Source organism: Neobacillus sp. NPDC097160, assembly GCF_044762155.1.
In the GTDB taxonomy this organism is placed as follows: domain Bacteria; phylum Bacillota; class Bacilli; order Bacillales; family Cytobacillaceae; genus Neobacillus.
The window spans coordinates 202,708-226,697 of sequence record NZ_JBIWDU010000005.1; the positions used below are offsets into that span (position 1 = coordinate 202,708).

The window sequence follows — 23,990 nt, forward strand, 5'->3', positions numbered from 1 at the left end:
TTTAATTAGTTTTCCAATTGATTAAATATCCAATTAATAAAATCTTGGTGATTTTTTAAAGAGACAGTATGTCCTTCTTGATAGGTTTTAAATGTTACATCTGCCCCTAACTTACGAAAATACTCATTATTGGCTGTGCCCCATTCAAACGGAAGAACCTGATCCATTTCTCCATGAGATATGAAAATGGATAAATCATCGACTGGTTTGATGCTGTACTCTTCCTTTACAAATGCCGGGATGTACCCACTTAGAGCAACAATACCCTTAATCCGATTTCCTAATGTCAATCCTAAGGTCATAGAAAGGATTGCTCCTTGACTGAAACCAAGTAAGAATAAGCGGCTTGCATCCAATGGATATTCATCCAATGCATAGTCAATAAAACTTGTAAGCCTATTTATTCCCTCATCGAACACTTCTCGATGTGGTTTGCCATACCCTTGAATCGTAAAATAGGCATAGCCGGGCGGCTGTGATAGGTGGCCGCGAATACTAAAAATAAAAAACTCGTCCTCTAAGCCTTCTACCATTTGCAGCATATTTTGTTCATTACTTCCAATACCATGCATTATGAACAATGCAGGATACGACTTTTCCGGATCGAGTTGTGCCGGCGTCCGAAGTTCATAAATCATCGGTGCATTCACTAAAATCATCCTTTCTTTAAACAAAAATTGTTAGCGCACTTCTTATACCATAATGTAGGCTCATTATGACAAAGCTAATCAAATGAAATCAAATTAGTTTTATCTAAATAATTTTGTCTTCATTAGGTGAGCTTGCATGACCATTTATATTTAAATAGTAAAAAAAGATTCATATTACAAAACAAATGAACAAAAAAACCTTCTGTGTTTATATATATGAACCTTTGTTGCATATAGAATAACAATTTATTAAGTGGATTGTCAATTGTTTTTTTGCTAATATGTAAATATGTTCTATATTAGAAAACTATTGAGGTGGTTCAATTGGATATTGGCTCAAAGATTCGGGCAATACGTAATAGAAAAAAAGTCACCATTGCACAAATGTGCGAAGGAACTGGGCTTTCAAAAGGATTTATTAGCAATGTTGAGAATAACAACACCTCCCCATCCATTAACACATTGCAAACCATTGCAACCTATTTAGATGTACCACTGCCTTATTTGCTGCTTGAAAAGAAACAACATATGCAAGTTGTTCGAAAAGACGAAAGAACTTACTCTACTTTAAATAATTTAAAAATCGAGCATATCACATCTAAAGGCGGGTTACGGTTAACGAGTGTTAAGTTTCCACCGGGCGCTTCAATTGGTGATGCGCATGCACATGAAGGTGAAGAGTGTCATTTAGTATTGGAAGGGAAAGTTCTTGCGGAGCAAGGTGAAGACTCCTTTATTCTCGAACAAGGAGATTCTTTTAGTTGGAATGCATGTGTACCGCATACGGTTACAAATATCGGAAATGAAAAAGCGGTCGTACTGGTTGCCGTTCATTCCGATAAAGAACTTAATGACTTGTTATAGAAATCCCAGAGGTAAACGAGGAACCAACCAGGTTCCTCGCACCCTCAATTTTTAAATAGTTGATAGATATTCCTTTATTTCCGATATAAGATCTTGATGGTTTTCAATCATACTCATATGTCCGGAATTTTTTATTATCTCTTGTTTGATGTTCTCACTGCTCACCGAAAAGGTTTTTTCAGCTGGAATGATTTGATCCTGTTTACCCGCAATCAAAAGCACGGGCAATGTAGTTGTTTCCAAAACATGATTGCGGTCAATCCGATTCTTCATCGCGGATAATGCACTAATCGTCCCTTGGGCTGAGGTTAAGTACCCAATTTCTTTTGCAGTTTTCACATAATCCTGTTCTACGTTTTCTGGTGAAAACAGCTTTGGAACCAAACCATCTATAAGTGACTTTACCCCTTCATTCTTTACCTTATCTACATTTGCTTCCCTGCCCTTTTTCGCCTCTTTCGAATCTGGATAGGCTGTCGAATGGACAAGCGAGAAACCGTTTAACTGGTTGCTATATTTTTCAGCAAAAGCAAGTGTAATATAGCCCCCTAATGAATGACCAAACATCGTAACCTTCTGGAGATTTAACTGATTTAAAAGTCCCTTTATAATGTCCGCATAATCCTCAATCGAAAAATTTTCTTTATCAATACTTGATTCCCCATGTCCTGGAAGGTCCGGGGCAATTACGCGGTAGCTTTCTGAAAGTTCCGGAATGACTTTTTCCCAATAACCCGAACTTCCGCAAAAACCGTGAAGCAGAATGATTGCATTCCCTTCACCCTGATCAACATACGCAATGGTCGCATCTGGTAATGTTACACTTTTTGTTTTCATCATTCATCACTCCTCACTTCGTATATACCCAATTATAAAAAAAGCATTACCTCATGTCGAAGCAATGCATCGTTGTTATCCAATTTGTTCTTCATTTATATCCGTAGTTAATAAGGATCTTTTATTTGGAATGAGGGTTAAATTTGATCTTTTCAATAAATAATCTAAGTGTTCGACCGGCATGGAACCATGGCCCTTGCTGTCACCCAGAATAAATTGTACCGTAACCCCATTATTGCTTTTCACTGTCATCGTTTCAGCAGAATTGAAAAATTCCTTCGCTGACTGCGAAATTTGATATTTGGTTCCTTCTTCAATTAACATGAATTTTCTCCTTTTAATGGAATTCTCCATGTTAGTATTCCAAAACGACGATTATACATACATAATTTTTCCAATAAACAAAAAAATATGGGCTTTCCCTCTCGCTTTTTACTCTTCCTCATCCATCATTTCATCAAACGCAGCAGAAACCTTATCAAATTCCTCATCGCTTTCTATAGCGGAGAAATCCCCATCATCATCAACTTTTAAAAAGAAAATATCAATATCCTCATCTGTTTCTTGTTTCACGTCTTCAGCAAAACCGACAGCCACATAATCTATTCCTTCAATCGTCATTACCCCTAACACTTCTACATCCTGTTCATCATCATTCTCATCGCTAATCGTAAAAATTTCCCCAACTTCAATTTTACTCATGTATAACTCTCCTTTCATAAAAAAATGATCCTCAAAACAGTATTTCTAAAAAGAATATAAATTAACCTACAATTTTTCATATTCATCAAAAGTCTTATATAATTAATTTTATCTGATTATGTAAGGAGATAACAAATATGAGTCAAAAAGAGTTAGAAGAAAAAATCATTCAACACTACCAAGGGGAAGAAAAAATGATGATTCTCGTATTTGCCCAATGGTGCGTGAATCATGATCTAGATCCAGAAGAATTATATCTGCGGGCATATCCAAGCCAGTCTGCAAATCCCGCCTTAAAAGAAGCAATCGAGTTGACCGTACCTAAAGTGGAAGCAGGAGAGGTGGATAACGAAACACTGTTAGGTGTATTATCATTGTTCGGCAATGATGATCTCGCTTTTGTTGTTACAGAAGAGATCCGCAAAATAAAATAAACAAGAAACCCGTTTTTGGCTGATAAGCTTTGCCAATAAACGGGTTTCTTCTTCATTATTATAGTATACCAAGCATTTTCACTGTTTGTGTAATAAGGAGTGGAACAATAATGGCGATAACGGTTGGAATGAGGAACGCAAGAAACGTCCACTTTTTGCTCTTCGTTTCCTTATAAATATTAAGCAGTGTTGTTCCGCACGGATAATGTAAGAGAGAAAATAACATCATATTCAATGCTGTGAGCCATGTCCAGCCATGATCCAGAAAGATTTTCTTCAAATCAACTAAGCTATCAACCTCAGTTAACGAGCCCGTTGATAAATAGCCCATTAATAGGATCGGCAGGACTATTTCATTTGCCGGCAGCCCTAGAATAAACGCCATCATGATGTATCCATCAAGACCCAGCAGTTTTCCAAATGGGTCTAAAAATTCCACTGCATACATCAAAATACTGGTATCACCAATGTAAATATTAGCAAATACCCAGGTTAGGATTGCGGCAGGTGCTGCAACTTTAACCGCCCTAACTAATACAGACCAAGATTTTGTTAACGATGACCGAATGACTGTATCAAAAATCTTTGGTTTCCGGTATGGCGGCAGTTCTAACGTATAATGTGTCGGAATTCCTTTTAATGCCGTTTTAGACAGCACCCATGAGACAAAAAAGGTAACGATGATTCCAAACATGACAATTCCAACAATCACTCCTGTAGTGACAAGTGATTTTAACCCGCCGGTAAAATTAGCTGCCATAAATAGGGACGCCAACACGATTAATGTTCCCCAGCGGCCATTACATGGAACAAAGTTGTTTGTCAAAATCGCAAGCATTCTTTCTCTTGGCGATTCAATGATTCTTGTAGAAATAACCGCTGCAGCATTGCAGCCGAATCCCATGGCCATTGTTAATGATTGCTTCCCGTGTGCCCCAACCCGTTTAAACAATCGATCCATATTAAAGGCTACCCGCGGTAAATAGCCGTAATTTTCAAGCAAGGCGAATGTTGGGAAGAAGATCGCCATCGGTGGCAGCATCACGCTGATCACCCAGGTCGTTCCCCGATATAAACCGAGGACAAGCATTCCATGCAGCCATTCCGGGGCATGAAGGAAAGCAAACATTGAAGTGATATACCCTTCGATATACCCAAATAGCTCAGCGAGCATTGATGATGGGATATTCGCTCCTGCGATCGTTAAATAAAACAATACTCCTAACATCATAATCATAATCGGGAAACCGAAAATCGGTGAGGTAAAAATCGCATCGAGTTTTTCTGTACGGGTATCCCGTTTCGATTGAGTATAAGAAATTCCTTCGCGGCATAATGTGTGGCTGCGGTCGTAAAGATGTTCGACTATGTCATCTCTCAGCTTAGATGTTGACAAGCTCTGCGCCTCAGCATAAAGCTCTTGAATACTCATTTACTGAACCTCCTCCTGCATCAAGCGTTTGCCAATTTCCTTTAGTAATGTCTCATCCCCATCTAGCAATCTTAAAGAAACCCAGCGGGAAGAAATTTGATTTCCCACCATTTCGCGTACCTTAGGTTCAATCTTCATAATTTTCTCTTCAATTTCATCGGGATATGTCATTTGATCGGGATGGCATTCAATTGCTCCAGTTACAATGCGATCAATGGTATCTAAGAGCATGGGGAAGCCCTTTTTATTCCTTGCCGAAATTTTGATCACAGGTACCCCTAACCGGTTTGTCAATAAGCGCTCATTAATCTGAATTCCCTGCTGTTCGGCGACATCGATTAAATTAATGCAAATCACGACATTTTTGGTCATCTCTAACACTTGCAATGCCAAATTGAAATTCCGCTCCAATGAAGTTGCATCTAACACAACAAGTGTTACATCCGGTTTTTCAAAAACGATATAGTTTCGCGCCACTTCTTCGTCCGTGGAATTTGAAAACAGCGAATAGGTGCCGGGCAGATCAATAAGTTGAAAGTTTTTATCTTTATACTGAACGCTTCCCTGTGCAAGGGAAACGGTTTTCCCGGCCCAATTTCCCGTATGCTGTCTTAGACCTGTTAAGGCATTGAATAACGTACTTTTGCCAGTATTTGGGTTACCCGCTAACGCAATTCGGTACTCATTCCCCATTAGATACCAGCTCCCCTTCAATTCTAGAACTCTCCTCTTTCCGGAGAGCAATGGTCGTTTGACTGACTCGGAAGGCAATTGGGTCACCCAACGGACTTTTACGGACAACCTCTACCGTTGCTCCCTTTACAAATCCCAAATCTAATAATCTTCTTCTCATCACACCATCTAAATTTAACGAAGTAATTTTTATCAAATTTCCTTTTTCACCATGGACCAATTGCATTGTTTTAGGTTTATCCATCTCTCTTTCCCCTTTCTCAAAATCTTTCCCACGGGCAACTTTTCTTTAATTATATGAAATAGCTGCCAATATTGCCACCTTTTTATAAAAAAAATAGCCGCCTACTTTAAAGGCGACAAATCAAATACTATTTTTTTATGTTAAAACCTCGCGCAATACAATCCCAAGTGAGATGCCAATGAACATCGAAGTCAATGTACCGAGCAAGAAATACTCCGCCCAGTCCCTGTCATCCATTTGTTTGAATCTGGCAATCGATTTTGCCGCAACAATAAAGCCGATCGCAGGATAGGCACTGTAAAATGTCAACACTAACACTAGCAATCTTTCAATATAGCCAATTAATTTTCCGCGAGAAAGATCGTGTTTTGAGAAAATGGTGTAATGATATTCTTCCGTTAACCCCTTTTTCCCCATATTTTTATTGACAATAGGTTCTTGTCGTTCTGTTTTAAATGAATACTTTCCTTCAAAGGATAACAACTGATTCGGCAGAGAACCTAAAAGAATCCGAATGACATGTCCACTTACACTTGTGGTTAAAATAACAATGATTACAATAAATAATCCGGCATTTACTGTACCTATCTTAGAACCTTCGCCAAATACTTCAAGTATTTTTCTGAATGTTATTCCGATAAATAAATGGCAAGCAAGAATGATCGTGCCGAAATGAAGGATTTGATCTAGGAGGAAAAAGCTGAGCCGTTTCAGATTCTCCTCATTCGATATCTTTATCGGATCGAACAGTTTCATTTTTAATAAGTCGATAAAAAAATGAGACACAACAATAAAAATCAAAGGGAAAACAAAATAATTAAGGATATTCGATGGTTTAAAATGAAAGATCAAAAAGCCGCCTAAAATGAATCCGGTCATTAAAAAATGATGTGCTATATGCTTTTTGATATATTTAAGCTTTTCCAGTACCATATCATCGGTTTGTAAATAAAAATCGGCGATTAAATGCGCGAGTAGTAGACATAAAATCAGCATGGGATCCCCTCTCTGTTCGGTTCATGCTAATGAGCAAGTAAAGTATTTATATTTTCTTTCACATGTTCTCTAATTGTATGGCTTAATACGTCACTTTTTATCTCTATATCTTGATAGGAGCTTTTTTGCAACGAATTTAGGATGTTAATCATTTCATGAAAACTATGGAGAATCTCTTCACTTTTTCCTTTTTTAAAATGACTCGAGATGGTCGGCGGTGTTTTGCCTAATAGGTTTCCTACTGCTTTTTGCTGCTGCACTATCAAATAGGTGGAACATACACGCTCCTGAATGGTCGTTTGTTCCTTCATTAGACTATATTGCAAATACAATAATGTATTGAATAACGTTTCAAATTCATTTCTAAATTGATTGTACATAAATGGACTAGTATAAAACTGGTCAAGCTCAAATTTAAACAGCGGCCTGTTTTGGTCTTGCTTTAACAAATCATTTGCATATCGGGCCTGCTTAATCAATGGATGAATCCATTTTTCAATATCCACTTCTTCTAGTTTCCGGTCGATATCGCCAAAAGACAAACCAAAATAAGGTTTGTGATCACGATATTTCCAAATCCTGCTGAGAAAAAAAGCAATGATATAGGCGGTTGAATAGCCATAACCAACAAAGATGATTTCATCTCCAGCTCGATGCTTGACTTTAATAGGAGCCATTTCATTTGTCCAAATATTGATGGCTTGGACCATATCATCTAAATAAACAGTCAGTTCATCTCCCTTATTATCGGCAGAAGAATTACTGACATCTGCTATAAAAATCGATATTGGATAATGCTTTTTTTGCACGGTTCACTCACCCTAATTAGATTATTTAATCTAATTTTAATAAAGTTAGATTAAATAGTCAAACTGCGGTCCAATTCGATTCAATAGTAAAATACTTCAAATGATTGTAAACTGATTCCATTCCTGAGGCAAGAGCATTTGATACTGCTTTTGTAAAAAACGGTCGTCGACAAGGATAATCGTCCCATGATCTTTTTCCGAGCGAATCAATCGTCCTCCCGCCTGTAACACCTTATTCATGCCTGGATACACATAAGCATAATCATACCCATTCTTATCCATTTTATAAAAATGATCCTTTATAAGGTTCCGTTCAAAGCAAAGCTGTGGTAACCCAACACCTACCACTATCACTCCATTTAAACGGTCGCCGATTAAATCGACCCCTTCAGAAAAAATACCGCCAAGCACAGCAAAGCCAAGGAAGGATGCGTTTTGATCAGGCTGAAATGCCGCCAAAAACTCCTCTCTTTCTACTTCCGTCATCCCTGTGGACTGAATTATTGTTTTGGTTTCTTCATCTTCCTGCTTGAATTGATCATAAACGGACTGTAAGTAGTGATACGACGGAAAAAATATCAAGTAATTTCCTGGCCGGTTTTTCATTAATGACTGCATCATACCTACAATCGCATCCTTCGTCCGCTCCCGATCCCGGAAGCGAGTGGACAATGGTTTGATAAAGACATCGACCTGGTCGTTTGAAAATGGAGACGGGATAGAAAGAGCATAATCTTCCTGATCACCGCCAAGGATATCTTGATAATAGGGTAAGGGCGAAAGCGTTGCGGAAAAGTACACTTTTGAGCGATACCCTTTCCCCATTTTCCGTAAAAGTTTCGATGGATCGATGCAAAACAGTTTAACCGTCACATCGTTTTTATTTTTTTCACCATAAATCACATAATGTTCATCTAGAAGCTCAACAATATTTAAGAAGTTATTTACCATGAAATAGGCTTCCAATAAGCCTTGAGAGGTTTTAATGAGCAGAGCCTGTTCTGCACTTTTTAAAAAAAGAAGGAGCTGTTCTAAAAATGCTACATCCAGCTGCTCTAAGACAAATTCATTTTTATCACCATGTTCTTTTTTCAAAGAAAAGAATGTAGAATTCAACTTACCAGCTGTCTCGAAAATTAGCTTATCGACGCCCTTAAAGTCTTTCTTCAATTGGAGAAACGTCTCTTTGTTTAACGATGCTGAGAACATCTCCCGGGCGCGGTCAACTAAATTATGGGCCTCGTCCACTAATAAGACGCTGGTCTTTTTCTGATCCTCAAATAATCGTTTTAGCGACACACGCGGGTCAAAAATATAATTGTAATCACAAATGACCGTATCAACGGCATAGGCAAGGTCCAGTGAAAATTCAAACGGGCAGACAGTATGCTTTCGCGCATAGGACTCGATTACTTCACGGGTCATGGCGGTTTCATTTGTTAAAATGTCAAGAACTGCGTCATTAATCCGGTCGTAATAGCCATCTGCAAATTCACAATAATCCTTTTGACATTTCGTTTCCTCTTTGAAACAGACTTTATCCTTTGCCGTAATGGTAACCGCATTTAGACAAAGACCGCAGGAACGCATCCGGGTAAAAGCATCCTCCGCTGTCGTACGGGTAATCGTTTTTGCGGTAAGATAGAAAATTCGGCTCAACTGACCTTCTCCAATCGCTTTCACCGCAGGAAAAAGAGTCGAAATGGTCTTGCCAATACCTGTTGGGGCTTTCGCAAAAAGATTTTTTCCATCTACAACGGTTTTGTAAACAGCCCCCGCTAATTTTCGCTGCCCTGCTCGATAGGTTTCAAATGGGAAAGTCAGAGATTTACAGCTTTCATTTCTCTTATTCCGATGCTCCTGTTGCAGCTTGGCGTATGGGGCGTAGCCTTCAACCACCTCAAAAACAAATGTCTCTAGTTCTGAGAAAGTGTACTTCTTTTTAAAATATCGTTTATCTTCCGTTTCAACATGGACATAAGTTAACTGGACAGTAATTTCGGGCAGCGCATTGTCTTTTGCATACATATAGGCATACACGTTCGCCTGCGCCCAGTGAACAGGGGAACCTTCACCTTCCAATTGGTCAAAGGGTCGTGTGAAAGATTTAATTTCATCGATTGTAACTTTGTCATCATCAAAAAAAAGTCCATCACATCTGCCATCAATGATAAATGTGAGACCATCATAGGTAATTTTAGTTTTGAGATAAACCTCTTTTTGATCACCATCACGATAGGTTTTCTGGATTTTTTGGTGAATCCTCGTCCCATCTACAAGTGTCGACTGCGCACGGAAACGGGTATCAATACTGCCGCTTTTATATACATGTTCAACGAGAGAACGAACGGATAAATGAATTTCATCTGTCATTAGGTCACCAACTTACTTGAAGGGAATGTACGTTTGTAGTTTAAGTATAACAGAAAACAAAAAAATAGACGCCTTTTTAGCGCCTAAATATCATTTATGAGCGAATTTGCCCTGTTCCCTGCACAATTGCTTTTGTGGTCGTTAATGCCTTCAGCCCCATTGGCCCGCGTGCATGGAGTTTTTGCGTGCTAATGCCAATTTCCGCCCCATAGCCGAATTGCTCACCATCCGTAAACCGTGTTGAGGCATTGTGATAAAGCACCGCTGCATCCACTGCCCTGAAAAATAAACGAACATTTTTTGTATCTTCACTAATAATCGCTTCTGAATGCTTAGTACCATATTGGTCAATATGATCAATTGCTTCCCTAACATCACTCACAAGTTTTACTGCTAAAATCGACCCCAGAAATTCAGTGTGCCAATCTTCTTCTGTTGCCTGTTTGACAAACGAATAGTTGGAGACTAATTCTTCACTGCCCCGCAGCTCAACTCCTTTTTCATGAAGGGCATTAAGAATCTCTGTAATATATGGCCATTTTTCATGAATAAGTAACGTTTCCGCTGCATTACAGACAGATGGACGATGTAGTTTCGCGTTAATTGCTATTTCAATACCCATTTTTTGACCCGCTGTTTCATCAATAAATACATGACAGTTGCCAACGCCTGTTTCTAAAACCGGAACGGTGGCATTTTTCATGACTGTTTGAATTAACCCAGCGCCGCCTCGAGGGATCAGGACATCTAAGTATTGGTTCAATTTAAACATTTCGGCCGCTGTCTCACGACTCGTATCCTCCAAAAGCTGCACGGCATCCTCTGGAATGGCCGTCCCGCCAAGTGCCCGGCGCATAACGTGAACAAGTGCTTTATTCGAATGAATCGCTGAAGAACTTCCTCGTAAAAGCACTGCGTTTCCCGCTTTTAAACAAAGACTTCCAGCATCAACCGTCACATTTGGACGTGCTTCGTATACCATTCCAATGACCCCAAGCGGTACCCGAACCGTTTCAATGTGCAAACCATTTGGACGTTCCCAGGCTTCGATTGTTTCACCAACTGGGTCCTCCAAATGGATTAATTGACGAACTCCGTCGACAATTTGTTCGATTCGCTCTTCCGTTAAAAGCAAACGATCTAAAAGAGACGTCGTGAGTCCGTTTTCTTTCCCAGCTTCAATATCCTTGGCATTTTCACTTAAAATCCATTCCTTCTCTGTCAATAAATGGTCAGCTACTATTGCTAATGCCTCATTTTTCTCAACAGCTGAAAGCATCCCCATCTGTTTTGCTGCTTTGTTTAATTTTCTTGCTTTTTCTAACAACTCACTCATCCTAATGCTCACTCCTTTGGCATGGTGACCCAATTATCACGATGAATTACTTCTGCTTTTTTGTTAATCGAATATCCTTTTGATTGTTCACTTGGTAAACCCTTTACCATTAAAAGGTCCTTTGAGGAATAATAAATCTGCCCTTTTCCGACTGTATTCCCTTTTTGGTTCCTGACCACCACGACATCTAAGGCATTAAATTCCCCAATGACATTCGTGACCCCAACCGGCAGCAAACTTTTACCTTGAAATAGAATGGCTTTTTCTGCACCATCATCGATCTCGATGACGCCGCCGACCTGAGAATGATAGGCAATCCATTGCTTTCTCATTTGCATTTGCGTTTGGAATGGACCGCCGATATACGTGCCATCCCCTTTACCGGCCAAAATATCTGCGAGTTTTTCCTTGCCATTTCCGGTTCCGACAAAGACGCTGACACCGAGGGATAAGGCCTTTTTCGCTGCCAGTAATTTCGATTTCATTCCGCCAGTCCCAACAGCGGAACCACTGTCACCAGCAACGGAAAGCAGTTCTTCAGAAACCTCCGGGATAAAATTAAACTTTTTAGCCTCTTTCGAAATCATCGGATTGCCATCATAGAGCCCATTAATATCTGTTAAAATGATCAGGGCATTTGCATGTAAAAAACCGCTCACGAGGGCTGACAACAAATCGTTGTCCCCAAAGGTCAATTCCTCAATTGATACCGAATCATTTTCATTAATGATCGGCAACACGCCTCTTTGGAGCAGTTCATGAATCGTCGAAAAGAGGTTTTGAAACCGGGTCTGGCTATAGAAATCTTCGCGAGTTAATAATATTTGCGCCGGTACCATGTCAAACTCTTGAAACAACTGAATATAATGTTGCATTAATAGGCCTTGCCCAACAGCTGCGGCCGCCTGTTTTCCGGCTGTACTTCTTGGCCGAGTTGGATATCCAAGTGAGCCAAAGCCTGCCGCAACAGCACCGGATGAAATCAGAATGACCTCATGTCCCTCGGCTTTTAAAAAAGCAAGTGCTTCCACATGATCACGCATTTTCTCTTCAGAGATCGTCCCATATGCATTTGTAAGCGAGCTGCTCCCAATTTTTACAACCACGAGCTGTTTTTTCATGTCTTTTCGAACCTTTCTGTTAAAAATAAAAAAACGATTCTTCTGTCCTAAAAAAGGACGGAAAAATCGTTTCCGCGGTACCACCTTCATTGATGCCAAGCACTGCGCTCGCATCCACTTGAACCCGTAACGAGGGAGAACGGCTTATGTTTTCATAAGCAGCAATTAGAGGGCAGGTTCAATCATCTTCCCGTGAGAAACCTTTCAGCCTATGGGTTTCACTCTCTTACACATTCCAAAGATTTACTAATCCCTTACCGTTTTCTTTTCATAATTTCCTTTGATTATCCTTAGAAAAGCTGAAAATGTCAATAGAGTTTTTTGAAAATTTCCATAAAAAAAGCCAATGAGGTTTCCCTAATCAGCTTTTCCTCTATTATTGATTTGCTTTTTTCACCCATTCTGCGACAGTAACGGTACGCTTGGCCTGGTGCTTCACGGTTGATTGTACATCTTCAATCATTTTTCCATCCTGACCCACAGTTACACTTGTTCCGTATGGATTTCCACCTGAACCGAAAATAACCGGATCCGTATAACCTGGTGCTGCAACGATCGCTCCCCAATGGTACATTGAGGTGTAAAGTGAAAGAATCGTTGCCTCTTGCCCACCATGAGGATTTTGGGCTGAAGACATCGCACTCACCACTTTATTTACGGTCTTACCGTTAAACCAAAGACCGCCACACGTATCAAGGAATTGCTTCATTTGCGCAGGCATATTCCCAAATCGAGTCGGGACACTGAAAATAATGGCGTCAGCCCACTCTATGTCCTCCAATTTTACTTCAGGCACATGTGCAGTTGCTTCCACATGTGCTTTCCAGCCTGGATTTCCTTCAATCACCGACTGTGGTGCAAGCTCTGGTACCTTTAATACCTTCACTTCCGCGCCAACTTCTTTTGCACCTTCAGCGGCCCACTGTGAAAGCTGATAGTTTGTGCCGCCCATGCTGTAATAAATGACCGCTAATTTTACATTTGTCATTTTGTTGACTCCTTTTTATGAAAAAATTCAAAATCCAAACGAACAAATTTATCATCTCCATTAATTTGTTTTTCATTCAAAGGATAATAGGTACTAAATTGGATTCGACGATAGGATGCTATTATTCGCTGATAGAATGCCATAATTCGCTGATAGAACCTCAAAATTCGCCGATAAAAAAAATTTCCCCTTGGAAAATCTGCTCACACCAAGGTTTGGAGGGGTGAATTACACATAAACATAAAAAAAGAGTGGAAATTGCAGAAAATATCCTGCAAAACCTACTCTTTCATGAAAAATTGACTTAAAAAAGATTCAGATACCTTATGAGAATCAAGTCGGACTGCAATAAAAGGCGGATGAACTCCTCTTGCCGCTTCAAACGGTAATCCCAGCCAGAGCAAACACTGGTCAATGATGATAAATGGAAATGACAAGCTTTCGTCCAACCTTTGATCTGGCAGAACCTCCAGCCATTCATCCCCCGAAATAACCGTTAATTTTACCCGTTTGTATCGGCTGCAAAGCTTTTCTATCCATTGCTCCGAAAGAACGGTTCGGACTGGTAAAGAGATTACAATCGACATCCGTGCGTTTTTAATATCATGGAATACTTTTTCAAGCTTCATCGCATGCATCCATTGCAATCTTGGATGCTGATGGTTAATCCATGTGCCAATTTCCCTTGTTCCAACAGTTTGCAGATGTCTCTCCTGGTGGTCTACAAGCTGTCTCAGTGTTTTTCCATTATACACATGCTTACGAATAAACGATCGATTGCTGACATGAACGAACTTGCCTTTCGTCCTCGTGATCGCAACATTAATCAATCGTTCACTATCCTTGCCGGTTAAGAGCATGCCTGCACGGGTTTGCGGCTCACTGTCTACCGTGTCAAAAACCATCACATCCCGCTCACTGCCTTGGAATCGATGAACGGTCGCCGCAATAATATCGGCAGTTACGCGCTCTTTTTCATATAAATCCTCAAGCAGCAACTCCATTAAATTAGCCTGTGCCCGGTAGGGAGTCACATACCCAATCGATCGTAAACCACTCGCGTATGATTCATGAATGAGTTGAAAGGACAGTAATGCCTGCCAAAGATTCATTCGCGAATGCGATGTCCGTTCAGACATACAATGGGCTCCGGTAAAGCTTGTATCCACTAAAACGGATGCCTTTTGAGGAAAGGGTGCTTGTTCGACGATTTTATTTCTGCTCGTCTGGACACTTTCATGATCACCAACGAGTGAATGGTAGATGCACTGATTGGTGAATGCCGAGATATCCGGATGCATCCTCCGTTGTTCTTTTAATAAAAATAAATGTGGATGAAGCTTGCCATCGTTCACCCAATCGACCACACCTGCACGGTGAAAGATATCTTCCTTCAACCACATCGATACTAAAGCATCTCTTGAGGAGGCAATCGGTGGTAATTGTTTGAAATCACCGCAAATAATGACGCGTTTTCCGAGCGATGCTGCAAAGGCAGCTTGTGGAACAAAGGACATACTGGCTTCATCTAGGATGACAACGTCAAATTCCTTTTCAAAAATGGCAGGGTCACTCGCAGCTTTAGCCAGCGTTGTCCCAACTACAAACGCATCCTTTATAAACTGAATTTCTTTTTGTCGAATCTTCTCAAGGACTCTGGAAATCTTTGTCTCAAGCTCTAGTAATTGATCTGTATCCCTTTTGCTAAAAGAACGAGCTAAATCCTGCTTCAGATGACGCCTTTCTTCTAGTAATTTCTCTTTATCATCCGCAAGATGGGGGTCATGCTTTTGTAGCAGCTGGGTCGTGGTAATCGCTTCATGTGCCGCAAGAAGTCCCCCAGTATTGAATCCATAACGAAGGACATCACCTTCATGATAGCGGTCCTTCTTTTTAATAAATGTCGAAATTTCACTGATTAAGACATCAACCGCTTGGTTACTATGCGATAAGATCAAGACCCGCTTTTCTTGAAAATACTTATTTGCGGCAACACGGGCAAGTGTATATGTTTTGCCTGTGCCTGGCGGTCCCCATACAAATGTCACTGGATTATATTTTGACCGTAACACTAATTCATGAACATTACTTTTACTTTTTTCCGCAGGATGCTTTGCCGGCATTGACGGATCCATCAATTTTTTCACCCGTAACCGCTTCTGCTTATTTTTTTTTATATCATCCAAACGTTGAATCAGCTGTTCAAGCAGTTCCCATGGATCATGAAACAGGGTTGCTTCTGAGATTAAGTCTCCGAGTGATTGATCAAGGGCAATGATCACCCCTTTGCCTTCAGATGAAAGCACACGCCCGCCTTGTTTCATACCGCCCCACTCAAGTCGAATCGAAGATCCAACTGGAATCCTTAATGAAAAGGCGGTATCAAAATAGTAGGTAAACGAGCCCTCACTCGACAGTAACCTGCCATTTGAGACGATGAACTTGTTACTACCGTACTTTTTTAAATGGGATATTTCATTTTGTAGTGCCTGCTGCCATTCTTTTATGTATGTTACTGTACTTGTCATGGATCTCTTCCTTTAAGTATGTAAGTTCAACCTTATCATAGCATTTTAGGAAAAAAATAAAAAAGCATTCACTGCAATATTGCAATGAATGCTTTCGATAAGTAAATTTAAATGGAAACATCACCGATAGAGAAGGTGCAGTTCAACACATCAGAGATCTTTGCTAAAGTTGAAACCTGTACATCAAGCTCGCCATCTTCAATCGCCGCAATCGTTTCGGCATTTAGACCGGAAAGCAACGCAAGTTTTTCTATTTCTATTTCACGGTTTACTCTCATTTTCTTTAGTTGATGTCCAATATTGTTCATTCGAAACACCCCTTATTTATGTAAGCGATTACATTTTGTCTATTTCATTATAATAAAATATCTAAACATTTTCAATACTTTTTAGAATAAGAGGATAAGAGAAAGTTGAGTTTTTCATAGAGTAGTTGCTACCCTATGAAAAACTCTAAAGTCACCTTGAACATGCCAGATTATTAATAGCCGGTACCCTGTCCGCCGGTAATGATGGCAATACTTGAGCTTGCACCAATTCTGGTTGCACCAGCTTGGATTAATTTTCTGGCTGTATCTAAGTCTCTTACACATGCAGATGCTTTCACACCCATTTCAGGACCGACAGCTTCGCGCATTAATTTGATATCTTCAGCCGTCGCGCAGCCAGGGCCAAAGCCAGTTGAAGTTTTCACAAAGTCCGCACCAGCCATTTTTGCCAAAATACAAGCCTTTTTCTTTTCCTCAATTTCAAGGAGACCCGTTTCGATAATTACTTTAACAGGTGCGTGACCTTTTGCGGCTAACACAACACCTTCGATATCCTTTTTCACGGTTTCAAAGTCGCCTGACTTAAGCGCACCAACGTTAATGACCATGTCAATTTCAGTCGCACCGTTCGCAATGGCATCGCGTGTTTCAGCTGTTTTTACAAATGTGCTTGTTGCCCCTAATGGGAAGCCGACAACGGTTGTAACACCAACACCAGAACCATTCAGTTCTTTAGCAGCCGTCTGTACCCAATATGGATTCACACAAACTGTTGCGAATTTATGTTCTCTTGCTTCTTCACAAAGCTTAACAATCTGGTCTTTAGATGCTTCTGGTTTTAATAGTGTATGGTCAATCATTCGTGCGACTGACGGACCCGTGATAATGTTTGAAGCAGAACCTTCTTTATAGGTCACGTTTCCAGAAGGTTTAACTTCTTTTAACTCTTGTTTATTTGTTAATTGCTGCATAATTTGATTCGTAATTTGTTCAACCAATGCTTCCATTTGCATCGTGCTCACCTCACATTAATGTAGTCGATCAACGATTCCGGCAATCACCGCATCAAACGAGCCTTTAGGGTCTTCTAAGATGTCCCGTGCCGACCCGCCTTCTTCGAGTATTAGCACATAATCGCCAACCCCTGCTTGAAAACGGTCAAACGCGATTATCGCATCGCCGCATTCTTTCCCTGATGCATCAACAGGGATGACAACCATCAGCTTTTTATTTTGATGACTTGGTGTTTTAATCGTTGATACGACATTCCCAACCACTTTTGCTAGTTTCATTATTTTCCTGCAGGAAGAATTTTTTCGATATCTGAGTGTGGTCTTGGGATCACATGAACGGATAAGAATTCACCAACACGCTGCGCTGCATCGGCACCTGCTTCTGTTGCTGCTTTCACGGCACCTACATCACCGCGTACCATGACACAAACCAAACCGCCGCCAACATTCACTTTTCCAAGTAGTGTTACGTTTGCCGCTTTTGTCATGGCATCTGCTGCTTCAATTGCTCCTACCAAACCTTTTGTTTCGATCATTCCTAATGCGTTGCTCATTTATATTTCCTCCATTCGTTTTGTCACATTATAATAGTCGATAATTCCCAATATCCCAGCATCTGATGGAACTAAATCTTTATTTAACGGTAAGGAAGACTCTCTGCTTTTTGCAAGGTAAACGAGATCCCCTTCTCCTGACTGTCCAATCGTATCTATAGCCACAAGTGGTTTGCCCTTATCTTTCAGCTGGTCATCTACCGGCTGGACAATCAGAAGCTTTAACCCTTTTAAATTGTCGTCTTTATGAGTACAGACCATGTTTCCTATCACTTTGGCTACAAACATATTTTTAACCTGCCTTTATCGGTGTAAGAACCGGCTTTCGATTTCCATGATTTTCGTGACACGACGGTCATGTCGGCCGCCGGCAAAATCGGTTTCCAACCATGTTTTGACTAATTGCTTTGCCAGACCCTCACCAATAAATTGTCCGCCAATCGATAGCACGTTGGCATTATTGTGCTCTTTACTATTGATGACAGAAGACAAGTCCCAGCACACGGCACCGCGTACACCTGGTATTTTATTTAACACCATTCCGCTGCCAATACCGACACCATCAATCATGATGCCAACATAGTCTGCATTCGTAGCGACCGTTTCACCAACAAGAAAGGCAATATCGGGATAGTCTACCGATTCATTAGCCTTACAGCCAAAATCAAGGTATTCATAACCTAGTTCAGTTAAATACGCTTTTACTGTTTCTTTCAGTTCGTATCCACCATGGTCGCAGCCAATCGCAACTTTTTTCATGAATTTTGTTCTCCTTTGGCAAATACATTAATAATTCCTTCAAACGAATGAGCCTGTAGGCTTGCCCCGCCTACAAGTACACCGTCAATATCGGGCATTCCACTATAGTCGGCAGCATTATTTTCATTCGCAGACCCGCCATATAAAATGGAAATACTGTCTGCTTGCCCGCCAAAAATTTGCTTCAAGACAGACCGGATATATGCGTGTGTTTGCTGAGCTAATTCAGCGGTTGCTGATTGCCCAGTTCCAATCGCCCAGACCGGTTCATAGGCAATAATAATATCGCCGGAATGAAGATCTTTCAATGCACCGAATAGCTGTGTCGATAAAACTTGTTCCGTCCGGGTTGAATTCTTTTCATCTAATGTTTCCCCGATGCAAATGATTGGAGTAAGTCCTGTTTTAAGCGCCTGCTTCACCTTTTTGTTCACTAACACATCATCTTCACCGGCATACTGCCTTCTTTCGGAGTGACCAATGATGACATATTCACAGCCAACATCCTTCAACATGCTAGCGGATGTTTCACCAGTGTAGGCACCTTTATCGGCCCAATGGACGTTTTGTCCGCCTAAACCAATGGGCTGCCCTGACTGTTTGATGAAAAGATGTGCCGGAAATAACAGCTGTGCCGAAGGACATACCACCACAGATACATCCTTACTGCTTTTTACATTTTGAAAAAATTCAGCTGTCTCGTTTATTGTTTTGTTCATTTTCCAATTGGCAATGACATAGGTCTTGCGGTCACGTTGAAGCTCAAGCCCGCCTAAAGTATGACCAATCGCATCTCTTACAAGGTGTTTGATATAGCTTTCAATGGATTGTCCCATTCTCATTCACCTTATTCAGCTTTCGGTAAAATACCTTCTACATCACCATTCGGACGTGGAATCACGTGCACAGAAAGAAGTGTACCAACACGTTGTGCTGCTTCAGCACCAGCTTCAGTGGCAGCTTTAACGGCACCTACATCACCACGAACCATTACTGTAACAAGGCCGGCACCAACTAGTTCTCTGCCAACTAATGTTACATTTGCTGCTTTTACCATTGCATCTGCTGCTTCAATTGCCCCTACTAAACCTTTTGTTTCGATCATGCCTAACGCTTCTTGACCCATTTTATTTCCTCCTTTAGTAACCGTTAATTTTGGTTGTTCTTGTTTTTGTGTTTTTTCTTCTTGTGAAGTGACAGGTCTTTCTTCCATCGATTTTGCCAATTAACACACCCCACTATATAATTCTAAATCCATCTACTAAAACGCAGCGGCGCTGACGTGTAAATGTTTTCGCACTTGTTAATCCTTCACCCGTTGGCCCGGCAATCGTTAGTGTTGTGAACCCTTCACTTTCAAAGCCTAAACCAGCGACAGAAGGTCCATTTTTCACAAAAATTGTAGCCTGAATTTCCTGTGCCATTTTGGTTAAATTGGTAATGTTTTGCGAGTGCATAATCGCTGTGTGGCGGTTGCCCTTTTCAGCGATTACGGCAAGCTCTATCGCTTGATCCACATCAGGGACTCTGACTATTGGTAAAATTGGCATTAACATTTCTGTCATCACCAATGGGTGATCTTTTGTTGTTTCAGCGATGATTAATTTCACATTCCGATTCGCTTGGATGCCGGCTGCCTGCAAAATGACAGAAGCATCCTTACCGATAAAATCTCTGTTCGGATAAAACCTATCGTTTTTCTTCACGAGGACTTTTTCAAGCAACTTTTCGAATTGAAAGCCTTTGAGTTCAATCGCTCCATTCTTCACCATTTCCGTTTTAAGGAGATTGGCGACTTTGTCAACGACGAAGACTTCCTTTTCAGCGGTACATAATACGTTGTTGTCAAAGCTCGCCCCTTTTACGATGTCAGCTGCCGCTTTTGCTATAATCGCTGTCTCATCAACAACAACAGGTGGATTACCAGGTCCTGCAGCAATGACCTTTTTGCCAACTGACATCGCCGCCTTTACAACCGGTCCGCCGCCCGTAACCACAAGAGCGTTCACCTTAGGATGATTCATCACTTGAGCCGATGTTTCAAGATTCGGTGAGGCTACAGATGTGAGTGCATTTTCTGGTCCTCCGGCAGCGACAATCGCCTGGTTTAACAGCTTCAACGTTTTAATCGATACACGTTTTGCACTTGGGTGCGGGTTGTATACAACCGTATTACCCGCGGCAATGAGTGAAATCGAGTTGTTAATGACGGTTGCGGCAGGGTTGGTTGATGGTGTGATGGAGCCAAATACGCCAATTGGTGCATATTCGACAAGTGTTAGGCCATCATCACCGGAATATGCGGTACTGACAAGATCTTCAATGCCGGGCGTTTTGTTGGCTGCTAAAAGAATTTTCGCAATTTTATCTTCGACTTTGCCTAGCTTCGTTTCTTCGACAGCAAGCTGGGCTAACTCGTTTGCATAATTGCGGCTTATTTCTCTCATATTTTCAATCATTTGTCTTCTTGTTGCTACGGTGAGCTTCCGCAGTATTTCCCATGACATCCTAGCTGCTGCCGCTGCTTCATCAACAGTGGCAAACACACCATCACCTAAGCTGATCTCAGCATGTGATTCGGCAGGTACTTCAGCCGTTTGGCCTTGCCCTAATTGCTGCAAAACTTGTTCAACCATTTTTTTGATATCGGTTTCATTTATTTGCACATTTAGCTACCTCCTTTAGTAAAGGTAAGGTCCCCTTGAATTTCAATTTGATCGACAATCCCAATAATTGCAGCATCTGCAGGGACACCATTTGTAATTTCTGTTTGCCTTGCTGAACTGCCACTGACAAGTAACACGACTTCGCCAACACCTGCTCCGACAGTGTCAATCGCAACAAGCGGTTTACCATCTTCCACAATCGTCTTTAAATCAAGCGGCTGAACGATAAGAAGCTTCTTCCCTTTCAATTTTTCTGCTTTGGTGGTAGAGACAATTGAGCCAACCACTTTACAAATGATCATAGCGCCCCTCCTTTCTAGGAATCTGTATTCGTAATCTGCATCTTTAATTCTTTCGCCAGGTCCTTAGCAGAAGGCGTTACCTTACTCTTTGACGGAACAATAATTTCGTTTAGTCCATCCTGGTATGCCTTTTCCACATGTCTTGCTAGAATGAGAGATTGTTTTTCACGGTAAGCTGCGAATTGGTCATCAACCGTTTTTGCTAACTTACTTAAAGAAACCCATTTAACATGATCTGCTTGAATCTGCCTTATGTATGACTGCAATCGTTCCTGGACCGAATGTGGAGCATAGATTTGCTGATAAACATTTGGTGCAACATAATCGCTAGCAATGACAATAGGTTTACCGAGTAATTGATATTGAACAGAAAGCCATACTGCCAGTTCATCATCGATCGTTAAGGCAAGCTTCGACAGGAAGCGGTAGGATGCTGCCGGAACAACAAAAACAGATGATTGTTCAACAAGGCTAAGCAAATCTTGCTGTGTTGTCTCTTCTAATAAAACATAGGATGTTCCATTAAATTGATTAACAGCTGGCAGCCAATCCTTTGATAAAATGAACGTTACATCGTAAGCAGTAAGTATTGGAGTAATCGCTTCCAAAACAGCTGTTGGATTAGGTGATTGATAGCCTAATAGGAGCGCAATCGGCTGTTCCTTTTTTTCTTGTAAGCTTTTATTTAAGTAGGCTTCGACTACTTGCTGGACAATCATTTTAATCTGTGTTTTTTCATCCATCCGCGTCACCTCCCACTTAAATGCTTTTTGTTCTTAATTTCAACAATCTCGCCCAATTGTCCGTTTTTGATGTTTGCGGCATTTGCTTCATCAAGGTCGATGTGCATCTCAAGTTTGTATTTTGGTGATATTCGAATCAAAACATTTGAAAAAATAACCCCGCGGTCGGTATCGACTTTCACTTGAACGAGATCTCCATCAGATACGCCAAACGCGTCACCATCACTAGGATGCATATGAATGTGGCGCGCAGCACAAATCAATCCTTCGTTAATCGTGATTTGCCCTCGCGGACCTTGAATTGTGATCGACTCTGAGCCTTTGATATCCCCGGAATTTCGTATAGGGGGGTTCACCCCAAGAGTAAATCCGTCAAACAAAGACACTTCCACCTGGGTGCTGCCTCGCGCCGGACCAAGAACTCGAACATTCTGAATTTTACCCTTTTGTCCGATGAGTGAAACGGTTTCTTTCGCCGCAAATTGGTTCGGCTGAGATAAATCCTTCAACTTCTGCAATTGGTAGCCGCGACCGAAGAGCCTTTCTACATGTTCAGGTGCTAAATGAATATGCCTATTAGAAGCCGCAATCGGAACCTGCTTTGATTTTTGCAGCGTATTCCTAAGAATCTCTTCAACTAAATTTCTAATTTTCTCTTTATCCATTAACGTTATCACCCCCCATATCGAGTAAAGCTTTGGCCGTATATTGGTCGGTAATCAGGACATTGGCGTGCCGTCCTCGGAGTGCCCCGTAAATCCCATCAATTTTTGTATTGCCGCCAGCAATGAGGATGCCATATTCCTTTTCAGCTAAATGAGAGAGTTCTATGCCTACCGTACGATCATTTAACGCTTCATGGCTTATACGACCATCAATATCGATAAATCTTGAGCATATATCACCAACTGTCTTATTTGACCTCAGTATTTCGATGTCGCTGTCTAAAAAATAGCCGGCGTGCATCAGTGTTGATTGTTCACCTGGTTCCCCTACCGTGAAGATCGCAATATTTGCCTGTTTGCCGAGTTCCAAAATCCTTTTCACATGCCTGTCGGCAACAATGGCTTGTTTCACCACAATGTGGTCTACGACCGCCGGTACTGGCAAGAAATGTGGAGTGGTATTAAAAGCATTTGCCAAGCCATTAATGATCTCTGATGCATATGTGTTTGATTCTGAGTAACTCACCCCGCCATTAAGCTGGACAATCGTAACATCCTTTACATTCTTAGGCTGCAGTTTTTTCACAAGTTGAAAAAGAGTTGTTCCCCAAGTGATTCCGATGGTATCGCCACTTTGGACAATATTGTGCAGGTAATCGGCAGAAACTTCACCTAGCTTCTCTTTAATCAGTTCATCCTCATATTCTGGAATCGGTGCCACAATACAATGCTTTAAGTTAAATTGATCCTTCACCTTTATTGCCAACTCCAGGACATCTTCGGACGGATCACAAATTTTTATGTGGACAACACCCGCTTCAACAGCTTGTACGAGAAGTCTTGAGACAGTAGGGCGGGAAATACCTAACTTTTTCGCGATTTCCTGCTGGCTGTAGTCTAATTGATAGTACATTTTAGCCACATCCACCAGGCGCGAAATTTTTTCATCCGCCATCATTATTCACCTATTTTTCTTAAGATATCAAACTTGAAAGCTACCGATTCTTAAAAG

The 23,990-nt window shown here is 41.0% G+C and carries 29 protein-coding genes and 1 other annotated feature; of the genes, 2 read left to right on the plus strand and 27 right to left on the minus strand.

The features are described from left to right. Window positions 1-5: 5 nt before the first annotated feature. On the minus strand, window positions 6-659 hold the full coding sequence (locus ACIQXV_RS09320) for an alpha/beta hydrolase (protein ID WP_402958268.1): 654 nt from the start codon (window positions 657-659) through the stop codon (window positions 6-8). Between the two features lie 315 nt (window positions 660-974). On the opposite strand from ACIQXV_RS09320, the gene ACIQXV_RS09325 reads away from it, so the two are divergent. Beyond that, entirely contained in the window at window positions 975-1,514 is a 540-nt protein-coding gene (locus tag ACIQXV_RS09325) for a helix-turn-helix domain-containing protein (RefSeq protein WP_402958100.1), read from the plus strand. A gap of 51 nt (window positions 1,515-1,565) precedes the next feature. Here the strand turns inward: ACIQXV_RS09325 and ACIQXV_RS09330 are convergent, their stop codons facing one another. The 3 genes from ACIQXV_RS09330 to ACIQXV_RS09340 all read right to left on the minus strand — a co-directional run bounded on the left by ACIQXV_RS09330 (window position 1,566) and on the right by ACIQXV_RS09340 (window position 3,053). After that, on the minus strand, window positions 1,566-2,351 hold the full coding sequence (locus ACIQXV_RS09330) for an alpha/beta fold hydrolase (RefSeq protein WP_402958270.1): 786 nt from the start codon (window positions 2,349-2,351) through the stop codon (window positions 1,566-1,568). Window positions 2,352-2,426: 75 nt separating this feature from the next. After that, the gene (locus tag ACIQXV_RS09335; RefSeq protein ID WP_402958102.1) at window positions 2,427-2,675 is read right to left on the minus strand and encodes a hypothetical protein; all 249 of its coding nucleotides are present in this window, start codon (window positions 2,673-2,675) and stop codon (window positions 2,427-2,429) included. A 108-nt stretch (window positions 2,676-2,783) separates the two neighbouring features. Beyond that, entirely contained in the window at window positions 2,784-3,053 is a 270-nt protein-coding gene (locus ACIQXV_RS09340; RefSeq protein WP_402958104.1) for a DUF1292 domain-containing protein, read from the minus strand. Window positions 3,054-3,190: 137 nt separating this feature from the next. Between ACIQXV_RS09340 and ACIQXV_RS09345 the strand changes: the two genes are divergently transcribed. Next, the gene (locus tag ACIQXV_RS09345; RefSeq protein ID WP_402958106.1) at window positions 3,191-3,487 is read left to right on the plus strand and encodes a hypothetical protein; all 297 of its coding nucleotides are present in this window, start codon (window positions 3,191-3,193) and stop codon (window positions 3,485-3,487) included. A gap of 58 nt (window positions 3,488-3,545) precedes the next feature. Here the strand turns inward: ACIQXV_RS09345 and ACIQXV_RS09350 are convergent, their stop codons facing one another. The 23 genes from ACIQXV_RS09350 to ACIQXV_RS09460 all read right to left on the minus strand — a co-directional run bounded on the left by ACIQXV_RS09350 (window position 3,546) and on the right by ACIQXV_RS09460 (window position 23,933). After that, on the minus strand, window positions 3,546-4,919 hold the full coding sequence (locus ACIQXV_RS09350) for a nucleoside recognition domain-containing protein (RefSeq protein ID WP_402958108.1): 1,374 nt from the start codon (window positions 4,917-4,919) through the stop codon (window positions 3,546-3,548). Beyond that, window positions 4,920-5,612, minus strand: a complete 693-nt coding sequence (locus tag ACIQXV_RS09355; protein WP_402958109.1) for a FeoB small GTPase domain-containing protein — start codon at window positions 5,610-5,612, stop codon at window positions 4,920-4,922. Continuing rightward, window positions 5,602-5,838, minus strand: coding sequence for a FeoA family protein (locus ACIQXV_RS09360; protein WP_402958272.1), 237 nt, complete (start codon window positions 5,836-5,838; stop codon window positions 5,602-5,604). Before ACIQXV_RS09360 ends, ACIQXV_RS09355 begins: the two co-directional genes overlap by 11 nt. A 153-nt stretch (window positions 5,839-5,991) precedes the next feature. After that, window positions 5,992-6,852: a DUF3307 domain-containing protein gene (locus ACIQXV_RS09365; RefSeq protein ID WP_402958111.1), complete on the minus strand. Its 861-nt coding sequence runs from the start codon at window positions 6,850-6,852 to the stop codon at window positions 5,992-5,994. 26 nt (window positions 6,853-6,878) lie between these two features. Next, entirely contained in the window at window positions 6,879-7,661 is a 783-nt protein-coding gene (locus tag ACIQXV_RS09370; protein WP_402958112.1) for a hypothetical protein, read from the minus strand. 96 nt (window positions 7,662-7,757) lie between these two features. After that, window positions 7,758-10,034: an ATP-dependent DNA helicase gene (locus ACIQXV_RS09375; protein WP_402958114.1), complete on the minus strand. Its 2,277-nt coding sequence runs from the start codon at window positions 10,032-10,034 to the stop codon at window positions 7,758-7,760. Window positions 10,035-10,128: 94 nt separating this feature from the next. Beyond that, window positions 10,129-11,370 (minus strand): glutamate-5-semialdehyde dehydrogenase, encoded by a 1,242-nt coding sequence (locus tag ACIQXV_RS09380; RefSeq protein ID WP_402958115.1) that lies wholly within the window; start codon window positions 11,368-11,370, stop codon window positions 10,129-10,131. Between the two features lie 8 nt (window positions 11,371-11,378). Then, complete coding sequence (proB, locus tag ACIQXV_RS09385; protein WP_402958117.1) at window positions 11,379-12,491, minus strand: glutamate 5-kinase; 1,113 nt, start codon at window positions 12,489-12,491, stop codon at window positions 11,379-11,381. A gap of 50 nt (window positions 12,492-12,541) precedes the next feature. After that, window positions 12,542-12,760: a binding site (T-box leader), on the minus strand. Between the two features lie 107 nt (window positions 12,761-12,867). Continuing rightward, on the minus strand, window positions 12,868-13,479 hold the full coding sequence (wrbA, locus tag ACIQXV_RS09390; protein ID WP_402958119.1) for an NAD(P)H:quinone oxidoreductase: 612 nt from the start codon (window positions 13,477-13,479) through the stop codon (window positions 12,868-12,870). Between the two features lie 281 nt (window positions 13,480-13,760). Then, a complete protein-coding gene (locus tag ACIQXV_RS09395; RefSeq protein ID WP_402958121.1) occupies window positions 13,761-16,007 on the minus strand; it encodes an AAA domain-containing protein in 2,247 nt (748 codons plus the stop codon). A gap of 107 nt (window positions 16,008-16,114) precedes the next feature. Beyond that, window positions 16,115-16,315, minus strand: a complete 201-nt coding sequence (locus ACIQXV_RS09400) for a helix-turn-helix domain-containing protein (RefSeq protein ID WP_402958122.1) — start codon at window positions 16,313-16,315, stop codon at window positions 16,115-16,117. Window positions 16,316-16,488: 173 nt separating this feature from the next. Continuing rightward, the gene (gene deoC / locus ACIQXV_RS09405; RefSeq protein WP_402958274.1) at window positions 16,489-17,136 is read right to left on the minus strand and encodes a deoxyribose-phosphate aldolase; all 648 of its coding nucleotides are present in this window, start codon (window positions 17,134-17,136) and stop codon (window positions 16,489-16,491) included. A gap of 168 nt (window positions 17,137-17,304) precedes the next feature. Beyond that, complete coding sequence (locus tag ACIQXV_RS09410; RefSeq protein ID WP_402958124.1) at window positions 17,305-17,568, minus strand: EutN/CcmL family microcompartment protein; 264 nt, start codon at window positions 17,566-17,568, stop codon at window positions 17,305-17,307. Continuing rightward, entirely contained in the window at window positions 17,568-17,843 is a 276-nt protein-coding gene (locus ACIQXV_RS09415) for a BMC domain-containing protein (protein ID WP_402958126.1), read from the minus strand. Before ACIQXV_RS09415 ends, ACIQXV_RS09410 begins: the two co-directional genes overlap by 1 nt. Continuing rightward, window positions 17,844-18,131 carry a EutN/CcmL family microcompartment protein gene (locus ACIQXV_RS09420; protein ID WP_402958128.1) on the minus strand — a complete coding sequence of 96 codons (288 nt, stop codon included), beginning with the start codon at window positions 18,129-18,131 and terminating at the stop codon, window positions 17,844-17,846. 15 nt (window positions 18,132-18,146) lie between these two features. Beyond that, window positions 18,147-18,602: a ribose 5-phosphate isomerase B gene (gene rpiB, locus ACIQXV_RS09425; protein WP_402958129.1), complete on the minus strand. Its 456-nt coding sequence runs from the start codon at window positions 18,600-18,602 to the stop codon at window positions 18,147-18,149. Further along, window positions 18,599-19,438 (minus strand): triose-phosphate isomerase, encoded by an 840-nt coding sequence (gene tpiA / locus ACIQXV_RS09430; RefSeq protein WP_402958131.1) that lies wholly within the window; start codon window positions 19,436-19,438, stop codon window positions 18,599-18,601. Before tpiA ends, rpiB begins: the two co-directional genes overlap by 4 nt. A gap of 11 nt (window positions 19,439-19,449) precedes the next feature. After that, window positions 19,450-19,728 carry a BMC domain-containing protein gene (locus tag ACIQXV_RS09435; RefSeq protein ID WP_402958276.1) on the minus strand — a complete coding sequence of 93 codons (279 nt, stop codon included), beginning with the start codon at window positions 19,726-19,728 and terminating at the stop codon, window positions 19,450-19,452. Window positions 19,729-19,840: 112 nt separating this feature from the next. After that, window positions 19,841-21,268, minus strand: a complete 1,428-nt coding sequence (locus tag ACIQXV_RS09440; RefSeq protein ID WP_402958133.1) for an aldehyde dehydrogenase family protein — start codon at window positions 21,266-21,268, stop codon at window positions 19,841-19,843. A 2-nt stretch (window positions 21,269-21,270) separates the two neighbouring features. After that, window positions 21,271-21,570 (minus strand): EutN/CcmL family microcompartment protein, encoded by a 300-nt coding sequence (locus ACIQXV_RS09445; RefSeq protein ID WP_402958135.1) that lies wholly within the window; start codon window positions 21,568-21,570, stop codon window positions 21,271-21,273. A 14-nt stretch (window positions 21,571-21,584) separates the two neighbouring features. Then, window positions 21,585-22,313 (minus strand): hypothetical protein, encoded by a 729-nt coding sequence (locus ACIQXV_RS09450; protein ID WP_402958137.1) that lies wholly within the window; start codon window positions 22,311-22,313, stop codon window positions 21,585-21,587. A 5-nt stretch (window positions 22,314-22,318) separates the two neighbouring features. After that, entirely contained in the window at window positions 22,319-22,978 is a 660-nt protein-coding gene (gene pduL / locus ACIQXV_RS09455; RefSeq protein ID WP_402958139.1) for a phosphate propanoyltransferase, read from the minus strand. Continuing rightward, window positions 22,971-23,933, minus strand: a complete 963-nt coding sequence (locus ACIQXV_RS09460; protein ID WP_402958141.1) for a DNA-binding transcriptional repressor DeoR — start codon at window positions 23,931-23,933, stop codon at window positions 22,971-22,973. Before ACIQXV_RS09460 ends, pduL begins: the two co-directional genes overlap by 8 nt. Window positions 23,934-23,990: the final 57 nt, after the last annotated feature.

Excerpts from the sequence above, each read along its gene's own strand:
- ACIQXV_RS09345 (WP_402958106.1), top strand. The coding sequence starts at position 3,191 with ATGAGTCAAAAAGAGTTAGAAGAAAAAATCATTCAACACTACCAAGGG.
- ACIQXV_RS09335 (WP_402958102.1), bottom strand. The coding sequence starts at position 2,675 with ATGTTAATTGAAGAAGGAACCAAATATCAAATTTCGCAGTCAGCGAAG.
- ACIQXV_RS09435 (WP_402958276.1), bottom strand. The coding sequence starts at position 19,728 with ATGGGTCAAGAAGCGTTAGGCATGATCGAAACAAAAGGTTTAGTAGGG.
- ACIQXV_RS09410 (WP_402958124.1), bottom strand. The coding sequence starts at position 17,568 with ATGAAACTAGCAAAAGTGGTTGGGAATGTCGTATCAACGATTAAAACA.
- ACIQXV_RS09415 (WP_402958126.1), bottom strand. The coding sequence starts at position 17,843 with ATGAGCAACGCATTAGGAATGATCGAAACAAAAGGTTTGGTAGGAGCA.
- ACIQXV_RS09360 (WP_402958272.1), bottom strand. The coding sequence starts at position 5,838 with ATGCAATTGGTCCATGGTGAAAAAGGAAATTTGATAAAAATTACTTCG.
- ACIQXV_RS09460 (WP_402958141.1), bottom strand. The coding sequence starts at position 23,933 with ATGGCGGATGAAAAAATTTCGCGCCTGGTGGATGTGGCTAAAATGTAC.
- ACIQXV_RS09340 (WP_402958104.1), bottom strand. The coding sequence starts at position 3,053 with ATGAGTAAAATTGAAGTTGGGGAAATTTTTACGATTAGCGATGAGAAT.
- ACIQXV_RS09365 (WP_402958111.1), bottom strand. The coding sequence starts at position 6,852 with ATGCTGATTTTATGTCTACTACTCGCGCATTTAATCGCCGATTTTTAT.
- ACIQXV_RS09355 (WP_402958109.1), bottom strand. The coding sequence starts at position 5,612 with ATGGGGAATGAGTACCGAATTGCGTTAGCGGGTAACCCAAATACTGGC.
- ACIQXV_RS09395 (WP_402958121.1), bottom strand. The coding sequence starts at position 16,007 with ATGACAAGTACAGTAACATACATAAAAGAATGGCAGCAGGCACTACAA.
- ACIQXV_RS09375 (WP_402958114.1), bottom strand. The coding sequence starts at position 10,034 with ATGACAGATGAAATTCATTTATCCGTTCGTTCTCTCGTTGAACATGTA.
- wrbA (WP_402958119.1), bottom strand. The coding sequence starts at position 13,479 with ATGACAAATGTAAAATTAGCGGTCATTTATTACAGCATGGGCGGCACA.
- ACIQXV_RS09445 (WP_402958135.1), bottom strand. The coding sequence starts at position 21,570 with ATGATCATTTGTAAAGTGGTTGGCTCAATTGTCTCTACCACCAAAGCA.
- proB (WP_402958117.1), bottom strand. The coding sequence starts at position 12,491 with ATGAAAAAACAGCTCGTGGTTGTAAAAATTGGGAGCAGCTCGCTTACA.
- pduL (WP_402958139.1), bottom strand. The coding sequence starts at position 22,978 with ATGGATAAAGAGAAAATTAGAAATTTAGTTGAAGAGATTCTTAGGAAT.
- ACIQXV_RS09400 (WP_402958122.1), bottom strand. The coding sequence starts at position 16,315 with ATGAACAATATTGGACATCAACTAAAGAAAATGAGAGTAAACCGTGAA.
- ACIQXV_RS09450 (WP_402958137.1), bottom strand. The coding sequence starts at position 22,313 with ATGGATGAAAAAACACAGATTAAAATGATTGTCCAGCAAGTAGTCGAA.
- tpiA (WP_402958131.1), bottom strand. The coding sequence starts at position 19,438 with ATGGGACAATCCATTGAAAGCTATATCAAACACCTTGTAAGAGATGCG.
- rpiB (WP_402958129.1), bottom strand. The coding sequence starts at position 18,602 with ATGAAAAAAGTTGCGATTGGCTGCGACCATGGTGGATACGAACTGAAA.
- ACIQXV_RS09350 (WP_402958108.1), bottom strand. The coding sequence starts at position 4,919 with ATGAGTATTCAAGAGCTTTATGCTGAGGCGCAGAGCTTGTCAACATCT.
- ACIQXV_RS09330 (WP_402958270.1), bottom strand. The coding sequence starts at position 2,351 with ATGAAAACAAAAAGTGTAACATTACCAGATGCGACCATTGCGTATGTT.
- ACIQXV_RS09380 (WP_402958115.1), bottom strand. The coding sequence starts at position 11,370 with ATGAGTGAGTTGTTAGAAAAAGCAAGAAAATTAAACAAAGCAGCAAAA.
- ACIQXV_RS09420 (WP_402958128.1), bottom strand. The coding sequence starts at position 18,131 with ATGTTTGTAGCCAAAGTGATAGGAAACATGGTCTGTACTCATAAAGAC.
- deoC (WP_402958274.1), bottom strand. The coding sequence starts at position 17,136 with ATGATTGACCATACACTATTAAAACCAGAAGCATCTAAAGACCAGATT.
- ACIQXV_RS09320 (WP_402958268.1), bottom strand. The coding sequence starts at position 659 with ATGATTTTAGTGAATGCACCGATGATTTATGAACTTCGGACGCCGGCA.